Raw genomic sequence first — 16,100 nt, forward strand, 5'->3', positions numbered from 1 at the left:
GCGAGAGCGGCGGCCGAGCGCCGCCTAATGCCCCGGTTGCGTCGCCATCCCCGGCTGGTCGGCGCGCTCCGCGACGGGGTAGCAGAGAATGCGATTGCGGCCGGCATCCTTGGCGTCGTACAGCGCCGAGTCGGCGGCATTGACGAAGCTGCGATAAGTCGCGAACGGATGGTTCGCGGTGCTCGCAATGCCGATGCTGATCGTCAGCACATGATGCGCACTCGCCACGTGGCGCACCTGCAGCGCCTGCACGGCGGCGCGGATCTGCTCGGCAATCTGCGCAGCGCCGATACCGTCGGTGTCCGGCAACAGCGCGGCGAACTCCTCGCCGCCGTAGCGCGCCGCCACGTCGCCGGGACGCCGGACATTGCCGTCGATGCAGCGGGCCACCGCGATCAGCGCATCGTCGCCGGCGGAGTGGCCGTACAGATCGTTGAAGCCTTTGAAGTTGTCGACGTCGATCAGCAGCATCGACAGCGGCCGCCCGCTGCGCAGCATCGCCAGCCAGGCCTGCTCGGCGCGCTCTTCGAAGGTGCGGCGGTTGTTCAGCCCGGTCAGCCCGTCGGTGCGCGCCAGTTCCCGCAAGGCTTCTTCCATTTGCTGACGGCGCCGTAGTTGCTGCGAGAGCAGCACGGCAAGCGCGATGATCGCGATATCGAGCGCCGCCATCATCGAGCCGATAATCCATGCGCGGTGCCGCCATCCGGCATAAATATCGCGCGTCGAGATCGCGACATCGAGCAGCAGCGGGAAGTGGCCGATATGGCGGAACGCATACCAGCGCTCCACGCCGTCGATCGCCGCCGTGCCGAAGAATTCGCCGCTGTCCTGCTGGGTGAAGCGCGTGTAGTTCGCGGTGCCGGTCAGATTGATGCCGATGATCTTCGGGTCGTAGGGACGGCGCATCAGCATCGTGCCGTCCGTGAGCATCAGCGCCATCGAGCCGCTGTTGCCGAGATTCATGCCCGCGAACAGGCGCTGGAAGTAAGTGAGCCGCAGCGTGCCGACCACCACGCCGGCGAAGCTGCCGTCCGGGTGCGAGAGGCGCCGGCTAAGCGCGATGGTCGCGCCGGCGTCGCTCAACCTCGGCATGAAGGGCCGGCTGACGTACAGCCCGACGTTGGGCGAATCGCGATGCACGAGGAAGTATTCGCGATCGGCGACGTCGATATGGCGCGGCGGCACGGACGCCGAATCGAAGATGACTTTGCCGGTTTCGTCCAGCACCAGCATCGAGCCCAGGTCCTGCGCGCTCGCGGAGCCGTCGAACAGCATCCTTTGGCGCAACGCCGGGGGCAGGGCCATGACGCCCGGCTGGTCGAGTCCGGCGATCACGGCACGCAAGGAGAGGTCGTAGAGTTCGAGGTTGCGCGCCACGTCGCGCTCGACCAGCAAGGAGACGTTCTCGGCCGAGTCCTGGGCGCGCCGCAACGCGTCCGCACGCATCTGCGCCAGCACCCAGATGGCGATCGCAAGGATCGCCGCAGCTAGCACGATGCTAATGACAATCACGGCGTTCGGTCGGCGCGTCATCATTTCCTGGCTTGTTTTAAACCTGCACGTAATCTCGGAGAGTGCAACGTCTTACGAATCCCGGCATGGCGTCAAACCAGACACGCGGGTCAGCCATACAAGCGGCTGCCGGGCCACTAGCGTATCAGACACTGAGGCGCGATGAACCATCAATCTGCCGGTCATGTCTTTAGCCACCCTCCTGACTGGATATCGACCTCGCGCGGCTCAAGGTTGAATGCACAAGGCATGGCGCGGCACGACCGCTTTGTATTTTGCGTACTCGGGCGCGACGCTGCCTATACTGGTCATAAAGCTGAAGAATAGGCGAAGCGCCGCCGTCTGACGCTCGCGCAGCATAGCGAGCGCCGTTGCGTTCAGTCCTGCCCGCGTGAGGAGGAACCCATATGTCCGCAAGCGTCGAGGTTGATGAGCCGTCCGCAACCGTGCAGTGGGTCACCCGTGCCTATCTGGGGCTGTTGATCGGCGGCTTTGCGCTGATCCCGGCTTACCTGATCGCTTACCTCTATGTTTTCCAGAACCCCGCGCTGACGTTCGAGAACCACGCCTTTCACGAAATCGCGATTACGGCCGCGACGCTCGAAGGGCTGTTCGTCGCCTACGTTTCCTGGCGCTGCTATCTGTCCTCGGGCGAACCGATGCTGCGTTGGCTCACGCTCGGCTTTCTGGCCTTCGTGCTGATCTACGCCCTGCACGGTGCCTTCACCGGCATGGCGCACCACAACATCTGGCTGTTCCTGCTATACGGGCCGGCCTCGCGGCTCGCCATGGCGGCGCTGCTGCTGGTCGCGCTGCTGGCGTGGCATCGGACGGCCGACCCCGCCACGCTGCGACGCGCCCCGAGCCGCTGGTTCGGCTGGATCGGCTTGTTCCTGTTAACCGACATTGCAGTAGCCGTCATCGCCTATTCGCCGGTGGCCGGCAACCTCGCGGTGCGCGTCACGATGGAGGGCGGCGCGCTGCTGGTCTCGAGCGTCAACGTAGCGGTCATGCTGGCCCGGCGCATCCGTTCGCCGTTGATGAAGGTTTTCGGCATCTCGGTGACGTCGTTCGCGTTGTCGTCGCTCGCCTTCATTCTGGCGCGGCCCTGGAATCACATGTGGTGGCTCGCCCACGCGATCTTCGCGGCCGGTTTTTTCCTGCTGAGCTACGGCGTCGTGCAGGCGTTCCGCACCACCCGTTCGTTCTCGACGATCTATAGCCAGGAGGAACTGATGGCGCGCCTCGCCGAAGCCATGGCGGATACCGAGCGCGCCCTGCAGGAACTGAAACGCACCAACCTGAAACTCGAACATCTCGCCGCGACCGATCCGCTGACGGGCGCGGCCAACCGGCGGCAGTTCATCGAAATGGTCGATGCCGAGATCACGCGCGCGCGGCGCGGCGGCGCGCCGTTCTCGCTGCTGGCGCTGGATCTGGACCACTTCAAGGCGATCAACGATTCCTACGGCCATCTGGTCGGCGACGAGATCCTGCGTGGCTTCGTGAAGAAGTGCCTCGACGCGATCCGGCCGTACGACGGCGTCGCGCGGGTCGGCGGCGAGGAGTTCATGGTGCTGTTGCCGCAGGTGGCGCTGGGGGTGGCGCAGTCGATCGGCGAGCGGATTCGCGAGGCGATTGCCAATGGCGTGTTCGGCGGCCAGTCGGGCAAGTCGGTTGCGCTGACGGTGAGTATCGGCGTGTCCCAGTTCGGGCGCGACGGCGACACGATCGACGCGATCCTGCGTACTGCCGACGAACGGCTTTATCGGGCCAAGCATCTGGGCCGCAACCGGGTGATCGCCGGTTAGACGACGCCCCGGCTGCTAGTCATCATCCTGCGCGTGGCGTGAGCGGCGGCGTCCCCGCCGCACCGGCCGGACCGCGGCTCAGTGCGCCGATCTCAGCCTGCTCCAGCACCGCCCGCTCGGTCACGCCGCGGCGCGCCAGCGCCAGCATCGCGCGGCCCACCTCCTCGGTGGTCACGATATGGGCGGGTGCGAAGGCGTGCAGCAACGCCATCACCGGCCGCAAAGCCGGGTAAAGCAACCGGTACAGACGGGTCTTCGACTGAATCCCATGCATCGGCTCGATGACGCCCGGGCGGAACAGATAAACCGCGCGGAACGGCAACTGCTTGAGCGCGTTCTCCGTACGCCCCTTCACGCGAGCCCACATGCTGCGGCCCTGCTCGCTGCTGTCGGTGCCGCGGCCCGAGACGTAGACGAAAGTCATCTGCGGGTTGAGGCGGGCCAGCGTGCGTGCGGCCGCGAGCGTCAGATCGTAGGTCAGGCGGCTATAGTCCGCTTCGCTCATCCCGAACGACGACACGCCAAGACAAAAGAAACACGCATCGAAGCCCTGCAGCGACGACTCGATGGCGCGATAGTCGAACATGTCCGGATGAACGATTTCGTGCAGGCGCGGGTCCAGTTGGCCAGTGGACGAGCGGCCCACCGTCTGCACGAATTCGACGTCGCCGGCTCGCAGGCATTCGCGCAGCACGCCCTGCCCTACCATGCCGGTCGCACCAAACAACAACACTCTCATGACACACGCTCCGCTTGGGTGCTGGGCCAACGAACGTTGGTCAGCGTTTCAGAGATGCCCCACAGGCGCGCGGCAACCGCGAGGTCTTGCGCTCGTGACGCAATCGCGGCGGCCCCGGGTGGGCCCTTCAGTTCCAGCATGCCGGTCGGCCCGTAATAGCCGCCCGGTTTGGCGTCGGGCGCGGTGGCGGCATACAGCGTGGGCAGCGCGCCGGCGGCAGCCGAGTGGCTCATCAGCGGCTCGATGGTCACGCTGCTCAAGCGCTGCATCAACGAGTCGCTACCGGGTCCGTTGGCAATCAGATCCGTGCGCGCATAACCGGGATGGGATGCATTGCTGAGGAGTCCCCAGCCATTCGCATCGCTGCGGCGCTGTAGCTCCAGCGTGAACATCAGCATGGCCAGCTTCGATTGCGAATAGGCGAGCCACGGGTCGTAGCGGCGCGTCCATTGCAGATCGTCGAAATGAATCGCGGCCCGCAGCTTGTGGGCGACGCTGCTCAGGTTGACGATGCGCGGCTGACTGGTGTTGCGCAGCACCGGCAGCAGACGCGCCGTCAGCGCGAAATGCCCCAGGTAGTTGGTGCCGAACTGCAGTTCGAAGCCATCCGCGGTGGTTTGGCGCGTGGGCAGCATCATCACGCCCGCGTTGTTGATCAGCAGATCGAGCGTCTCGTGCTGCTGCACAAAGCGCTCGGCGAACTCGCGCACCGACGCGAGACTCGCCAGATCGAGATGCTCGTAACGGATCGACGCAGCCGGATGTTGCGCGCGAATCGCCGCCAGCGCCGCGCTGCCCTTCGCCGCGTTGCGTCCGGTCAGAACGACACGCGCGCCCGCTGCGGCCAGCGCGAGCGCGGTCTCGAAACCGAGTCCGCCGGTCGCGCCGGTGATCACCGCGAGACGCCCGCTCTGGTGGGGGATATCGCCGGTGGTCCAGTTAGCCATGTTGCTCGCCCTCAGGGTTTGGGGAAGTCAGGCAGCGCCGCCGGGGCGGCAAAGTCCGTCGCCAGACTGACCTCGCGCCATGCTTCTCCACTTGCCGCACGCGCCTTATCGGCTTCGCCGGCGTAGTGCAGCGCGTCGCTGCCGAGCAGCAGATGCACCGGCGGTTGCTCGTGATATGCGAGTTTCAGCACGACCTCAGCCACTTTCGCCGGATCGCCCGTCTCATGGCCGACGTACTGGCCGAGCATCTGCACAACCGCGCCTACAGAAGGAGCATAGTCCTCCAGGAGCTCGGGTTGCGCGCTGCGTGCTTCGACAGCCCACTCGGTTTTCATGCCACCCGGCTCGAGCGCGGTGACCTTGATGCCGAGCGGCGCCACTTCCTGGCTCAGCACCTCGGTAAAGCCGCCAACGGCCCATTTGGCCGACTGATACGCGCTGAACCCCGGAATGCCGATCCGGCCGCCCACCGACGAAATCTGGATGATGTGGCCGCTGCGCTGCTGCCGCAGGATCGGCAACGCCGCGCGCGTGACGTTGACCACGCCGTAGAAGTTGGTGTCGATCTGGGCGCGGAAATCCTCCTCGCTGGCTTGCTCGAACGCCGCCAGGTGGCCGAAGCCCGCGTTGTTGACGACCACGTCGAGCCGCCCGAACGCCTCGAGTCCCGCTTGCACGGCGGCGCGCGCGGCGGCGGAATCGGTCACGTCCAGTGCGACCGCGCGAATCTGCTCGCCGAAGCGCTCGACCAGATCCGCGAGGTGGCGCGGATCGCGCGCCGTCGCGACCACGCGCTCGCCCGCTGCCAAAGCCGCTTCGACAATCTTGCGCCCGAGTCCGCGAGCGCTACCGGTAACCAGCCAGACTTTTGCCATGATGCCTATTCCTCCATTTAGATGAGCGCGTAATCACTCATTAACTACACAAAAAAACTTCACAGCATGGCGACAGCGTGCCAGAACGCCTCGAAGCCAGCGGCGCGATAGCGCTCCGCCTGAGCGGGATCGCGTTCGATAAATTCCATGGTGGTCTCCGCCAGCGAACCCATGATTGCCGCCACGAAAGCCGGCGGCTGATCGCGCATCACGCCACTGGCAATACTCATCTTCATCATCTCGTTGACGTCGGCGAATGCCTGCAGGCCGATCGCCCGGGTCTGCTCGCTCAGGCGGTCGGAAACCGCCAGTTGAGCGACGGCCCGGCGCTTGTCCGGAAAGGCGACGCCCCAGTCCACGTATTGCTGCCACACATACCGTGCGCGCTTCTCGATGCTCTCGGATTTCGGGTAGGCCGTCATCATGATTTCGCGCATTGCGGACTTGATGTCGAGGTACAGCTCGTTGAGCAGCACGTCCTTACTTTCGAAGTAGGTAAAGAGCGTGCCTTCCGCCACGCCGGCGACCTTGGCAATCCGCGCGGTAGGTGCACCTAGGCCCTGCTCGGCGATCACCTGGGCGGCGGCGGCAAGGATGGCGTTGCGTTTGTCTTCGCTCTTCGGACGGGCCATGCTGGATTCTGACTCGATGAAATAAATGAGTGATTGCTCAATCATAATCGCACGAACCCACTTGTTCAAGACAAATTTGCGACGGCTGGGCAGCAATGCTGCCTGCCGATCGGTTCACCTGCTTTAGCGTGCGCCTGGCATGGGATGAAAGATATTTGAAATGTCCTGACGATTCGGCAGTTTCACTGCTCAGCCAATATTTAGGTATGCATTATAAAAAGTGGCGCAACAATTTCTCCTCGAAACACGCTCTCGTGCGGACGATTCGAATAGCGTTTGACCCTCGTTTCACAGGCATGGTGCATCTTTTCGCGCTGAAACCGAGAGATTGTTCATACGTTACAGGTCGTTACGTCTTTTATGCAGACCTAATAAATTTCGTTCGGTAGGATTCAGCGGGCAAAAAACTAACCACCTCCAACATCGGTAAGTTCGCGCGGGCGACGCACCAGGCGTCCGTACCTCGCGCCTCGAACCACCGATATCTGCGGGCAGCGATCGCCTGAAGCTGCGCTCCAGCATCGCCTGTCTGAAGTCAAACCCGATATGGGTCCGCGCAGCGACGCATCTGATGCAAAACGCCGCCAGACCGGTATTCATACTTTGCTCCGTACAGATGAAATACCCTTCGTTACTGCTTTCTTCCTTGTTACTCGTGCTGGCCGGCTGCGGCGGTGGTGGCGGCTCCGGCAGCGGCAACAGCGCCACGGCGAACAACGGCACGAGCTCGACGGCGAGCGGCAGCACGACCTCAGGCTCGACGAACGGCACGACAAGCGCCACCTTGACCGCCAACACTCAGGCGGGCGAAACGATGTCCTGCCAGGCACCCAGCAGCGCCAGCGCGGCCGCAGGCAGCGCACTGATTTCCGCCGATACGCCCAGCGCCGACGCCACCCGCATGTTCGCCTCGGGCAGCACCTTCCAGCTCGTATTCACCACCCACGCGCCCTCCGCCGACAAGGTGAACTGGGCGGTCAGCGACCAGCTCGGCAATGTCGCGGCGAACGGCAGCTTCCCGGTAGCGAGCGGCCCCGTCGCCAGCACGCTCAGTTGCACCTCGACGCTCGCTGGCTATTTCGCGGCGTCCGCCACGCTGGCGGCCAACGGCGGCCAACTGCCTTCGGCCGGCACCCGCCCCACAGGTATCGCCACGTTCGGCGTGCTGCCGAACCTGTCCGGCGTCGTGCCTGCTGTGACCTATGCCCATCAGGACGAACACCGCTTCGGCATGCAGGGCGAGAACGACAACGGTCCGCTGCTCGCCGACCTCGGCATCTCTTCGACGATCGACAACCGTCAGCTCTCCGTGATGGAGCCGAACGCAGCGAACACCTTCAACCCGGCCGCCAACAACCTCGATCCGTTCTATACGTCGGGCAAGGTGATGCGACTGATCCGTCTGGACGGCATTCCCGCCTGGGCGAGCCCGACCGGCGCGTTCGAAGACGACACCAATCCGCCGACGAGCCTTTCGTACTACCAGAGTTACATGAGCCGGGTGGGTACGGAATCCAATACGATTCGCACTACCTATTTCCCGAACCAGTTGAACAACTACTACCAGGTGACGTGGGAACCGAACCAGTTCTGGAACGATACGGACGCCAACTTTGTCGCGCTGTATCAATCGGTCTATCAGGGCATCCATTCGACCGACCCGCACGCGGTGGTAATGGGCCCGACCGACGCGTTCCCGTCACTCACGACCACGCGCCTGAAGCGTATTGCATCGCTTGGCTTCGGCAGCTACATCGACGGCATCTCGACGCACGGCTACTACGACGCGGGCACCTCGCCCTCGCATCCGCCTGAGCGCCTCGCCACCGACCCGAACCCGGCGAACGCCGCCAACGCGCTGATGAACGAGATCCGCGCCCTGCGCACGGAAATGGTGACGGACTACAAGTCCGGGATGAAGCTGTTCCAGACCGAGGTGGGCATTAGCTACGACCTCGGCAGCTCGTATGGTCCGAACTATCCGACTGCCAACATCCTGTTCGCGCAAGCGGCTGTGGTGGCGCGTACGCACATCATCATGCTGGGTGAAGGGGTCGATCAGACCTACGTGTTCTACGGCGCGGACTATCCGGGCGAAGTGGGCTACGGCACGTTCTTCGACCTCGCCGATGCGCAAGGCGCGTTCGGTGCGACCAACATCAGCCCGAAGCCGGCCGCGATGGCCGTGAGCGCGTTGACGCACGTGCTGGACGGCACCAACACGCTGGGGCCGGTCAACGGCACGCCGTCCGGCGTCTACGCTTACGCGTTCCAGCAGCTCGGCAACGGTTCGGTGATTACTGCGCTGTGGACCCACAACAATAACGTGTGGAACGCGAGCACGGGCTTCAGCTCGACGTATAGCGTGCCGTACAGCCTCACCGTCGATGCGCCGGGCACCAGCGGCACCGTGAAGGTCATCGACATGATGGGCAACCCTCTGCCGGTGAGCTACAGCAACGGCACGCTGACGCTCAACCTGACGGAAGCGCCGGTGTATGTGGTGTCGAACAACGCAGCGGTTGCCAAAGCGAATGTGACGACGCCGACGGGGTACGTGGCGAACTAAGCGCGCTGCAATGCGCCGCTTTAGCCTTGCGTGGACGACGGCTGACGCGGTGCGTGCGCGGGTTTGGCCGGGTTCGGCAGGTCGCCTGCGATGATGCCGAACTCGACCGGGTAGCGCACATAGAACACATGGACCCCTTCGGTGCGGACGATCTCCAGCAGCCGTTCGGCTTCCTCCGCGGTCACCGCGAGGATGATTTGCAGCGGTTGATCGGTGAGTTTGAGCACATGAGCGGCGTGACGCGCACCCGCATGACCGATACCCTCGGCGCAATTGATCACGGTCGCGCCGCAGATGCCGAGTTCACGAATTTTCTGCAGCAACCATTCGCAGACGGTCTGATGACCGTGCCTGCGGTTCTTCTCCGTATAGAACGTCAGTTGATAGCCGTTCATGGCTGCATCTTCCCGCGCTTCAACGATCTGCTGCGCCTCTTTCATTCTAGTGCATGGGTACCGCTGCGCTCGATGGTGCGGCGCGGGACATGGCGCGCGTATTCGATGGCCTCGGCGAGCACGCCGGTGATTTCAGCGATGCGGTCGCGCGTGATGCGAATTTCGATCCACTCGCGCATCGGCGCCTTGCCGTAGGGCTGGAAAGCGAAGGCGCGGCCCGCGTCGACCAGCGCGGCGGCGCGCACAGCCGGGAGCTTGATGCCGATACCGCTGCCGTACACGCAAAACGCCAGGCGCGCGCCGACAAAGGCTGCGGGGCAGCCGAACATCGCGCCTTCACGCACCGACGCGTCGATATGCCGGACCTGGGCGAACGCGACGTCGAACAAACCCCGGTCATGCAATAGTCTAGGGATACCGTTCATGGTTACTCTCCTGTGTCGACCCAAGTTAGAGCTTTAGCGCTTACTTGAGTCCGATGCAAAGCTGTCGACTGGAGTTAGCGCTTTAGCGCGTTACTCTGGTCCCCTGCAACGCTTGCCGGTTTCTGCATGCCAAGCACTTCGTATTCGACGGGACAGCGCGTGTAGAACAGCCGCACGCCGCCGTGGCGCAGGTCATCGAGCAGCGCATCGATACGCGCATCGTCGGCCGCTACCGTCACCACGACCGGTTGGTCCACCAGTTCGAAAAAACGCGCCGCGTGGTACTTGCCGTGCACGTCGATGCTCTCGCTGACCTCCATCACGGTCGCGCCCTCGATGCCCGCTTTTGTGACCTGGGTGAGAATCCACTCGACGAGCGTCATGTGAGCCTTGCGATGGCTCTGATTGTCCGCAAACACGGTCAACTGACTGCCTTTCATGAGGACCTCCATCAGGTCCCTGGGGGTGCGCGACGGCACGGGTGAGAGTGGCGGTGCTGCTGCCGCGAGCGACGGTTCTCGCGGTTCGCCACGGCTTACCGACTCATGGTGCTGAAGATAAGGATAGGAAATGGATCGACGGTGCGCACGAAACGAATGCGCCGTCATGGTTCGCGTTGGTGACGGTGTGGAATTTAAGCTACCCGTAACCTATGAAAAATGCTTTATCTGTTCATTTTTTCTAGCTTTCATCTCACATTAAAAATCTCTGTGTACCATAAACGATCGAGACTTTAGGACTATGGGGTGAGACAACCTTGAGTGACTGCGTGTCGATTCCGCGGTCGCTCATGCGTCGTGTAGGATCGGAGGACTGCCCTCCGCTTCTGGAGTCAATCATGCCTGGACAAACCATCCACCTTCACCGCGTCGTTCGCTCCGCGCCCGAGCGTATCTATCGTGCATTCCTCGACGCCGACGCCCTGGCCAAGTGGCTTCCACCGAATGGGTTTACCGGCAAGGTTCATCAATTGGACGCGCAGGTGGGCGGGGTCTATCGGATGTCGTTCACGAATTTCACCACGGGCGATAGCCACTCGTTCGGCGGGGAGTATCTCGAACTGGTGCCGCACGAGCGCATTCAGTACACGGGTAGATTCGATGATCCTAACTTGCCGGGTGGGATGCAGACCACGGTGTCGCTGCGAGCGGTGTTTTGTGGGACCGAACTGAGCGTCGTTCAGCAGGGGATTCCTGAGGGGATTCCTGAGGGGATTCCTGAGGCGATTCCGGCCGAGGCTTGCTATCTTGGGTGGCAGGAGTCGCTTGGGTTGCTGGCGGCGTTGGTGGAGGCTGAGATTCGGCAGTGAGGGGGAATGCGCGTCGTGTGGATCGAGGTGGAAGGTGAAGCCAATGCTGATGCCAAAAACACAAAAGGGTTACAGGCAAATCACCTGTAACCCTTTGGAATTCTGGTTGGTGGAGAGGAGGAGGATCGAACTCCCGACCTTCGCATTGCGAACGCGACGCTCTCCCAGCTGAGCTACCCCCCCAACGACCAAATGATTCTAGCACAAGGTTTTTCGCTTTTGCCAAGCGGCCCAGTACATGAAAAAGTCACTTCGAAGGCGAGCCGGCCAGCACCCAATCCACCACCGTACGAATATCCGCATCGCTCATCGCCGGGTGGGCCGGCATCGGAATCGCGCCCCACACACCCGAGCCGCCATTCTTCACCTTCAGCGCCAGCTTGACCGGCGCCTTGGCGTCACCCTTGTACTTAACACCGATCTGCTGGAACGACGGGCCAACCAGCTTGCGATCCACCGCATGACAACCCATGCACGCATTGGAGCGCGCGATCGTCAAACCGCGCGGAGCGTCATCGGCACGCGCCGTTGCAGCCAGACCGGACAGCGCCAGCGCCGCCCCCACGCCCAGCAATCCACCCCGGACGACGCGGCGCGAAAAGAGTCCACCCCGCTTCATTGGCTCACCGCCGGATTGCCCGGATGCACCTGGGTCGAATTCGTCACGGGCGCCGGCGCCTGCTGATCGAGCGGCCGCGAACTCACCGAAGCATCCGGCACCGCGCCGACCGTCGCATCGGTCGTCGGCGGAGGCGGCGCAGCCGGCGCGCTGGATGCCGCGGCGGTCGCTGCGTTGGCGTCTTCCGGCAGGATGTACTGGAACACCTTCACCACCTGCGTCACGCCAGGCACGCGGCTCGCCACGTCAGCGCCGCGCGCGCCTTCATCACGCGTGACGAGGCCCATCAGATACACCGAGCCGTTCTCACTCACCACCTTGAAGTTGTTCGCCGAAATGTTCTTCTCGGCGATCAGCGCAGTCTTGACCCGTGTTTCAAGGTACGAATCGTTGGTCCGCGAGGACAGCTCGGCCGCCGGCCCGATCGTCAACTCGTTGACGATCGCATTGACGTTGTTGAGCGAGCGCACGATCTGCTCGGCCTTCTGCTTCGATGCGTCATCCGGCACTTCGCCGGTCAGCAGCACGCGCCGGTTGAACACCGTCACGTTGACGTGCGCCGCCTGCGGCAAATTCTGATTGATCTGCGCGAGCGATTTCACCTGGATCTCCCGATCTTCGGTTTGCGCACCGAGCGTGCGCCGGTCGGTCGCCATCAATGCGCCGCCACCCGCCGCGCCGGCCACCAGCAGAAAACACCCCTGCAACGTCGCGGACAGCCCGGCCGCCAGCCCCACCACCAGTGTCGTTCTCACCAGTGTCGTCTTGATGCGAAATACGCTCATCAACTAGCTCTCCTTCAGAATCAGTCTTCGCCCAGCAACATGGCATCAATGCCGTCGCACAGACAATGGATGGTCAGCAAATGCACTTCCTGAATGCGCGCGGTGCGATCGGAGGGCACGCAAATCTGGATGTCGGTATCGGCCAGCACCTCGTGTACCCTGCCGCCGCCCTTGCCGGTCAGCGCCACGACGATCATCTCGCGCTCGTGCGCCGCCTCGATTGCGGCCAGCACGTTCGCCGAATTGCCCGAGGTCGTGATGGCAAGCAACACATCGCCTGGCTGGCCAAGCGCCCATACCTGCTTCGAGAAGATCTGCTCGAACGCGTAGTCGTTGGCGATCGCGGTGATCACTGAGGTGTCGGTAGTCAGCGCAATCGCCGGCAAGCCGGGCCGTTCACGTTCGAAGCGGCCGATCAGCCCGGCAGCGAAATGTTGTGCGTCGGCAGCGGAACCGCCGTTGCCGCACGCAAGAATGCGGTTGCCATTGGCAAGCGCCATAAACATCGTGTCGATCGCAGCGGCAATCGGCATCGACAAGGTTTCGAGGGCTTCGAGTTTGACCGCCGCGCTGTCGCGGAAGTGCTGTTGAATGCGTTCGACTGACATCGAGTCTCTATCTTTTACCGCGTATGAACCGCTCTCAAGCGGCCCTGTTGTGAAGACATGTTGTTGTAGCTGAAGGTGCAGGCAGCGCCCATGCATGACCGGGCATCGCAAATGATGCAACACCGTGCCACCCGCACGCGAGCGCAAGTTTATCGCACTCAGGTGCAATCTCCGCGCAGCGGCTTAGACTTCGTCGGCGCGAAACGCATCGCGCAGCCACACGAGCCGCCCTCCTTCGAACGCGACCACATCGAAACGGCACGCCGGCACAGCGCCCACGCGAGTCGCCAGATAATGCCGCGCGGCCCGCACCAGCCGTTGCCGTTTCTGCCAGCCAATGCTCGCGGCCGCTCCGCCATAGCGCCGCTGCGCCCGCGCGCGGACTTCGACGAACACCAGCGCGCCGTCGCGCTCGCGCATCACCAGATCGATCTCGCCGCCGCGGCACACCACATTGCGCGCGACCAGACGCAAACGCTGACGTTGCAAAAACACCAGGGCGTGGGCCTCAAAAGCCGCTCCGACGTCTTTGGACCCAGCGCGCCCCAAAAAGTTGTGAGCGTTCGCGAGGGGTGCCGAACCCTCTGCCGCTGCGTGGCACAATGTCGGCCTTGCTCCGTCTGTCTGCGTCTTCTGCCTCATGACCCCTCTCTCCGAACTTGCGCAAGGGCAGCAATATCCTGCCGCCGCGCTCTATGTGGTGGCGACGCCGATCGGCAACGTCGCGGACATCACGTTGCGCGCACTGCATGTGCTGGGACTGGTGGACCGCATCGCCGCCGAGGACACCCGCAATACCGGCCAACTGCTGGCGCGCTACGGCATCTCGAAACCGCTCCTCGCCGTGCATCAGCACAACGAGCGCGCCGCTGCGCTGCGCATCGTCGAACATCTGCAGGCGGGCGAGCGGGTCGCTTACGTGTCCGACGCCGGCACCCCCGGTATTTCGGACCCCGGCGCAAAGCTCGTCGACGCCGTGCGCGAAGCCGGCTTCCCAGTGATTCCGTTGCCGGGCGCGAGCGCGCTCGCCACGGCCCTCTCCGCCGCAGGCGATTGGGTTGCCACCTTCTCGTTTCTGGGTTTTTTGCCGCCCAAGGCAAAGCAACGCGCAGCAATGCTGCAGCCGCTCGCGACGCATTCGCACGCGATGGTCTTCTACGAAGCGCCGCATCGCATCGTGGAAACGGTCGAGGCACTCGGCGAAGCATTCGGCGGCGCCCGCAAATTGCTGATCGCCCGTGAGCTGACAAAGTTACATGAGGCGCTGCATCAGTGCACCCTGGCCGAAGGGCCAACGTGGCTGGCCGAAGCCCCGAACCGGCAGCGCGGCGAATTTGTCCTGGTGGTGGAAGGTGCGCAGGCGCAAGCTGCAGGCGAACACGACCACGACGTGTTGCTGGGCATCCTGCTGGAAGAACTGACGGTGAGTAGCGCGGCGAAGGTCGCGGCGGCCATCACGGGTGTGTCGCGCAACGCGTTGTACACGCGCGCGCTCGCCTTGAAGAAAGATGAGGACGACGAAGGCGAGGAAAGCGAAGACTGAAGTGCCGCGCGAGCGGCGCTCTTCAAACCCACACGCGAGCGGCAGGCCTGGCCGCGCGTGGGGTGAAGCGTGGAGGTAAGCAGCAGATCGGGAAGCAAAGAAAGCGGTAAGCCGCCGCCTCAGTTACATCATTTGACGTCGTTGCCGCTCGACGCCAGCATCTCGGCCTGTTCCGTCTTGGCCTCCTGCGGCGTCAAACCTTCGATCTGCACGCGCGCCGTACCGGCGTGCTGCATATGCAACACCGTCGCCGCTGCCATGGACAGATCGATCACCCGTCCGCGCGCGAACGGCCCGCGGTCGTTGATGCGGACGACCACCGAACGGTCGGTGGCCGGATTGGTCACGCGCACATACGAGCCAAGCGGGAGCGTGCGGTGCGCGGCCGTGAGCGCATGCATGTCGAAGCGCTCGCCGTTCGCGGTGCGGCGGCCGTGGAAGAACCTGCCGTACCAGGAGGCGCGGCCGGTTTCGTGGTAGCCGGCTGCGCTAGGGCCTGAAGCCCCGAGGGGCTGGGCGTCGGCTAGCGAAGTAGCGCTGGCGCCAGAAGCCGCTGCGGCAGGCGAACCGAAGGCTTGCGGAGCGAATGCGCCCGCGCCGCCTGCTTGCGCGCTCCGGGTGCTGAGCGGCGGGTTACTTGCCTGATTGGCCGCGTTCGGGGGCACTGCGCACCCTGCGAGCACAAAAAAGGCAAAAAGACTCCCCATACTTCGGGACGACCGAGTTTTCATAAGACGTGCAATCACAATGTCGAGCCGCATCACGCGATAGCTGCGTGTTGCTGCGACTCCGGCGGAAGGCGAACGACTACGCGCCGCGCAGCAATGCGCAGTACGCCGAAGCCCGCACGCGGCATACGCTGCCGCTCCCGCACGGTTAATTTTCACGTCTGGCGCAACCTGTCCCCGGCAGCCTGACCAGACCCCACAAGCCGCCATCGAACGTGGCAATCACGTTCTTGAGCGCTCAATACGAGCGCGCAGGAACGGCGGCGTAGGCCCCACCCAGCGTCACGGCAGTAAACCGTTGCAGGCGCGTGGCACCTGGCTGGACGAGACGTGCGCATCGGACGCATCCGATGCTCGATTTGCCGTCGAGAACACCGACGGCACTTACTTGACGACGATCAGCGCTCCATTTTTCATGGGGACGCATCGCTTTTTGGCAGTACGTTTTCCGTACACTAGGGCGCATTATACCCAAAAGATAATTTCGAGATGTCAAGGTGCTGATAACTCTGATGAATTTTCACTATTGATGCAAAAATAGGCATTGCGGACCAGCCATCCGGCATATCGGCGGAGCCCGGCAGCGCCGGTACAATCAACGTT

At 63.4% G+C, this 16,100-nt stretch carries 17 protein-coding genes and 1 tRNA gene; 4 read left to right on the plus strand and 14 right to left on the minus strand.

Annotated elements, in window-relative coordinates; translation table 11 throughout:
* Window positions 1–24: 24 nt before the first annotated feature.
* Window positions 25–1,536, minus strand: a complete 1,512-nt coding sequence (locus AC1ECK_RS02785; protein WP_480315652.1) for a sensor domain-containing diguanylate cyclase — start codon at window positions 1,534–1,536, stop codon at window positions 25–27.
* A 383-nt stretch (window positions 1,537–1,919) separates the two neighbouring features.
* Here AC1ECK_RS02785 and AC1ECK_RS02790 point away from each other — a divergent pair, with 383 nt between their 5' ends.
* Window positions 1,920–3,323, plus strand: coding sequence for a GGDEF domain-containing protein (locus AC1ECK_RS02790; protein WP_480315654.1), 1,404 nt, complete (start codon window positions 1,920–1,922; stop codon window positions 3,321–3,323).
* A 22-nt stretch (window positions 3,324–3,345) separates the two neighbouring features.
* Here the strand turns inward: AC1ECK_RS02790 and AC1ECK_RS02795 are convergent, their stop codons facing one another.
* Genes AC1ECK_RS02795 through AC1ECK_RS02810 form a run of 4 tightly spaced genes read right to left on the minus strand, consistent with a single transcriptional unit; the run spans window position 3,346 to window position 6,516 of the window.
* Window positions 3,346–4,062 (minus strand): NAD-dependent epimerase/dehydratase family protein, encoded by a 717-nt coding sequence (locus tag AC1ECK_RS02795; protein WP_480315656.1) that lies wholly within the window; start codon window positions 4,060–4,062, stop codon window positions 3,346–3,348.
* A complete protein-coding gene (locus AC1ECK_RS02800; RefSeq protein ID WP_480315658.1) occupies window positions 4,059–5,009 on the minus strand; it encodes an oxidoreductase in 951 nt (316 codons plus the stop codon). The genes AC1ECK_RS02795 and AC1ECK_RS02800 overlap by 4 nt, the downstream gene beginning before the upstream one ends.
* Before the next feature lie 11 nt (window positions 5,010–5,020).
* Complete coding sequence (locus AC1ECK_RS02805) at window positions 5,021–5,884, minus strand: oxidoreductase (protein ID WP_480315660.1); 864 nt, start codon at window positions 5,882–5,884, stop codon at window positions 5,021–5,023.
* A 59-nt stretch (window positions 5,885–5,943) separates the two neighbouring features.
* Window positions 5,944–6,516 (minus strand): TetR/AcrR family transcriptional regulator, encoded by a 573-nt coding sequence (locus tag AC1ECK_RS02810; RefSeq protein WP_480316446.1) that lies wholly within the window; start codon window positions 6,514–6,516, stop codon window positions 5,944–5,946.
* Window positions 6,517–7,132: 616 nt separating this feature from the next.
* Between AC1ECK_RS02810 and AC1ECK_RS02815 the strand changes: the two genes are divergently transcribed.
* Entirely contained in the window at window positions 7,133–9,085 is a 1,953-nt protein-coding gene (locus AC1ECK_RS02815) for a hypothetical protein (protein WP_480315662.1), read from the plus strand.
* Window positions 9,086–9,105: 20 nt separating this feature from the next.
* Here the strand turns inward: AC1ECK_RS02815 and AC1ECK_RS02820 are convergent, their stop codons facing one another.
* From AC1ECK_RS02820 to AC1ECK_RS02830, 3 genes are all read right to left on the minus strand, one after another.
* The gene (locus tag AC1ECK_RS02820; RefSeq protein WP_480315664.1) at window positions 9,106–9,480 is read right to left on the minus strand and encodes a DUF190 domain-containing protein; all 375 of its coding nucleotides are present in this window, start codon (window positions 9,478–9,480) and stop codon (window positions 9,106–9,108) included.
* Between the two features lie 41 nt (window positions 9,481–9,521).
* On the minus strand, window positions 9,522–9,905 hold the full coding sequence (locus tag AC1ECK_RS02825) for a hypothetical protein (RefSeq protein WP_480315666.1): 384 nt from the start codon (window positions 9,903–9,905) through the stop codon (window positions 9,522–9,524).
* 74 nt (window positions 9,906–9,979) lie between these two features.
* Window positions 9,980–10,345, minus strand: a complete 366-nt coding sequence (locus AC1ECK_RS02830; RefSeq protein WP_480315668.1) for a DUF190 domain-containing protein — start codon at window positions 10,343–10,345, stop codon at window positions 9,980–9,982.
* A 398-nt stretch (window positions 10,346–10,743) separates the two neighbouring features.
* On the opposite strand from AC1ECK_RS02830, the gene AC1ECK_RS02835 reads away from it, so the two are divergent.
* Window positions 10,744–11,214, plus strand: a complete 471-nt coding sequence (locus AC1ECK_RS02835) for an SRPBCC family protein (RefSeq protein WP_480315670.1) — start codon at window positions 10,744–10,746, stop codon at window positions 11,212–11,214.
* Window positions 11,215–11,321: 107 nt separating this feature from the next.
* On the opposite strand, the gene AC1ECK_RS02840 is transcribed toward AC1ECK_RS02835, so the two are convergent.
* From AC1ECK_RS02840 to AC1ECK_RS02860, 5 genes are all read right to left on the minus strand, one after another.
* Window positions 11,322–11,397 (minus strand) — tRNA-Ala (locus AC1ECK_RS02840).
* A gap of 64 nt (window positions 11,398–11,461) precedes the next feature.
* Window positions 11,462–11,833, minus strand: a complete 372-nt coding sequence (locus AC1ECK_RS02845; RefSeq protein WP_480315672.1) for a c-type cytochrome — start codon at window positions 11,831–11,833, stop codon at window positions 11,462–11,464.
* Complete coding sequence (locus AC1ECK_RS02850; RefSeq protein ID WP_480315675.1) at window positions 11,830–12,618, minus strand: BON domain-containing protein; 789 nt, start codon at window positions 12,616–12,618, stop codon at window positions 11,830–11,832. The genes AC1ECK_RS02845 and AC1ECK_RS02850 overlap by 4 nt, the downstream gene beginning before the upstream one ends.
* A gap of 20 nt (window positions 12,619–12,638) precedes the next feature.
* Entirely contained in the window at window positions 12,639–13,226 is a 588-nt protein-coding gene (locus tag AC1ECK_RS02855) for a phosphoheptose isomerase (protein ID WP_480315677.1), read from the minus strand.
* 183 nt (window positions 13,227–13,409) lie between these two features.
* Window positions 13,410–13,868, minus strand: a complete 459-nt coding sequence (locus AC1ECK_RS02860) for a YraN family protein (protein WP_480315679.1) — start codon at window positions 13,866–13,868, stop codon at window positions 13,410–13,412.
* Between AC1ECK_RS02860 and rsmI the strand changes: the two genes are divergently transcribed.
* Window positions 13,867–14,769 carry a 16S rRNA (cytidine(1402)-2'-O)-methyltransferase gene (gene rsmI / locus AC1ECK_RS02865; RefSeq protein ID WP_480315681.1) on the plus strand — a complete coding sequence of 301 codons (903 nt, stop codon included), beginning with the start codon at window positions 13,867–13,869 and terminating at the stop codon, window positions 14,767–14,769. The genes AC1ECK_RS02860 and rsmI overlap by 2 nt on opposite strands.
* A 128-nt stretch (window positions 14,770–14,897) precedes the next feature.
* Here rsmI and AC1ECK_RS02870 read toward each other — a convergent pair whose 3' ends face one another.
* Entirely contained in the window at window positions 14,898–15,500 is a 603-nt protein-coding gene (locus AC1ECK_RS02870; RefSeq protein ID WP_480315683.1) for a septal ring lytic transglycosylase RlpA family protein, read from the minus strand.
* Window positions 15,501–16,100 lie beyond the last annotated feature (600 nt).

This window comes from Paraburkholderia sp. SSBN10T, assembly GCF_056619545.1.

Bases quoted from the DNA above. Each gene is read 5' to 3' on its own strand.
- AC1ECK_RS02785 (WP_480315652.1), bottom strand. From the start codon at position 1,536: ATGATGACGCGCCGACCGAACGCCGTGATTGTCATTAGCATCGTGCTA.
- AC1ECK_RS02790 (WP_480315654.1), top strand. From the start codon at position 1,920: ATGTCCGCAAGCGTCGAGGTTGATGAGCCGTCCGCAACCGTGCAGTGG.
- AC1ECK_RS02795 (WP_480315656.1), bottom strand. From the start codon at position 4,062: ATGAGAGTGTTGTTGTTTGGTGCGACCGGCATGGTAGGGCAGGGCGTG.
- AC1ECK_RS02800 (WP_480315658.1), bottom strand. From the start codon at position 5,009: ATGGCTAACTGGACCACCGGCGATATCCCCCACCAGAGCGGGCGTCTC.
- AC1ECK_RS02805 (WP_480315660.1), bottom strand. From the start codon at position 5,884: ATGGCAAAAGTCTGGCTGGTTACCGGTAGCGCTCGCGGACTCGGGCGC.
- AC1ECK_RS02810 (WP_480316446.1), bottom strand. From the start codon at position 6,516: ATGGCCCGTCCGAAGAGCGAAGACAAACGCAACGCCATCCTTGCCGCC.
- AC1ECK_RS02815 (WP_480315662.1), top strand. From the start codon at position 7,133: ATGAAATACCCTTCGTTACTGCTTTCTTCCTTGTTACTCGTGCTGGCC.
- AC1ECK_RS02820 (WP_480315664.1), bottom strand. From the start codon at position 9,480: ATGAACGGCTATCAACTGACGTTCTATACGGAGAAGAACCGCAGGCAC.
- AC1ECK_RS02825 (WP_480315666.1), bottom strand. From the start codon at position 9,905: ATGAACGGTATCCCTAGACTATTGCATGACCGGGGTTTGTTCGACGTC.
- AC1ECK_RS02830 (WP_480315668.1), bottom strand. From the start codon at position 10,345: ATGAAAGGCAGTCAGTTGACCGTGTTTGCGGACAATCAGAGCCATCGC.
- AC1ECK_RS02835 (WP_480315670.1), top strand. From the start codon at position 10,744: ATGCCTGGACAAACCATCCACCTTCACCGCGTCGTTCGCTCCGCGCCC.
- AC1ECK_RS02845 (WP_480315672.1), bottom strand. From the start codon at position 11,833: ATGAAGCGGGGTGGACTCTTTTCGCGCCGCGTCGTCCGGGGTGGATTG.
- AC1ECK_RS02850 (WP_480315675.1), bottom strand. From the start codon at position 12,618: ATGAGCGTATTTCGCATCAAGACGACACTGGTGAGAACGACACTGGTG.
- AC1ECK_RS02855 (WP_480315677.1), bottom strand. From the start codon at position 13,226: ATGTCAGTCGAACGCATTCAACAGCACTTCCGCGACAGCGCGGCGGTC.
- rsmI (WP_480315681.1), top strand. From the start codon at position 13,867: ATGACCCCTCTCTCCGAACTTGCGCAAGGGCAGCAATATCCTGCCGCC.
- AC1ECK_RS02860 (WP_480315679.1), bottom strand. From the start codon at position 13,868: ATGAGGCAGAAGACGCAGACAGACGGAGCAAGGCCGACATTGTGCCAC.
- AC1ECK_RS02870 (WP_480315683.1), bottom strand. From the start codon at position 15,500: ATGAAAACTCGGTCGTCCCGAAGTATGGGGAGTCTTTTTGCCTTTTTT.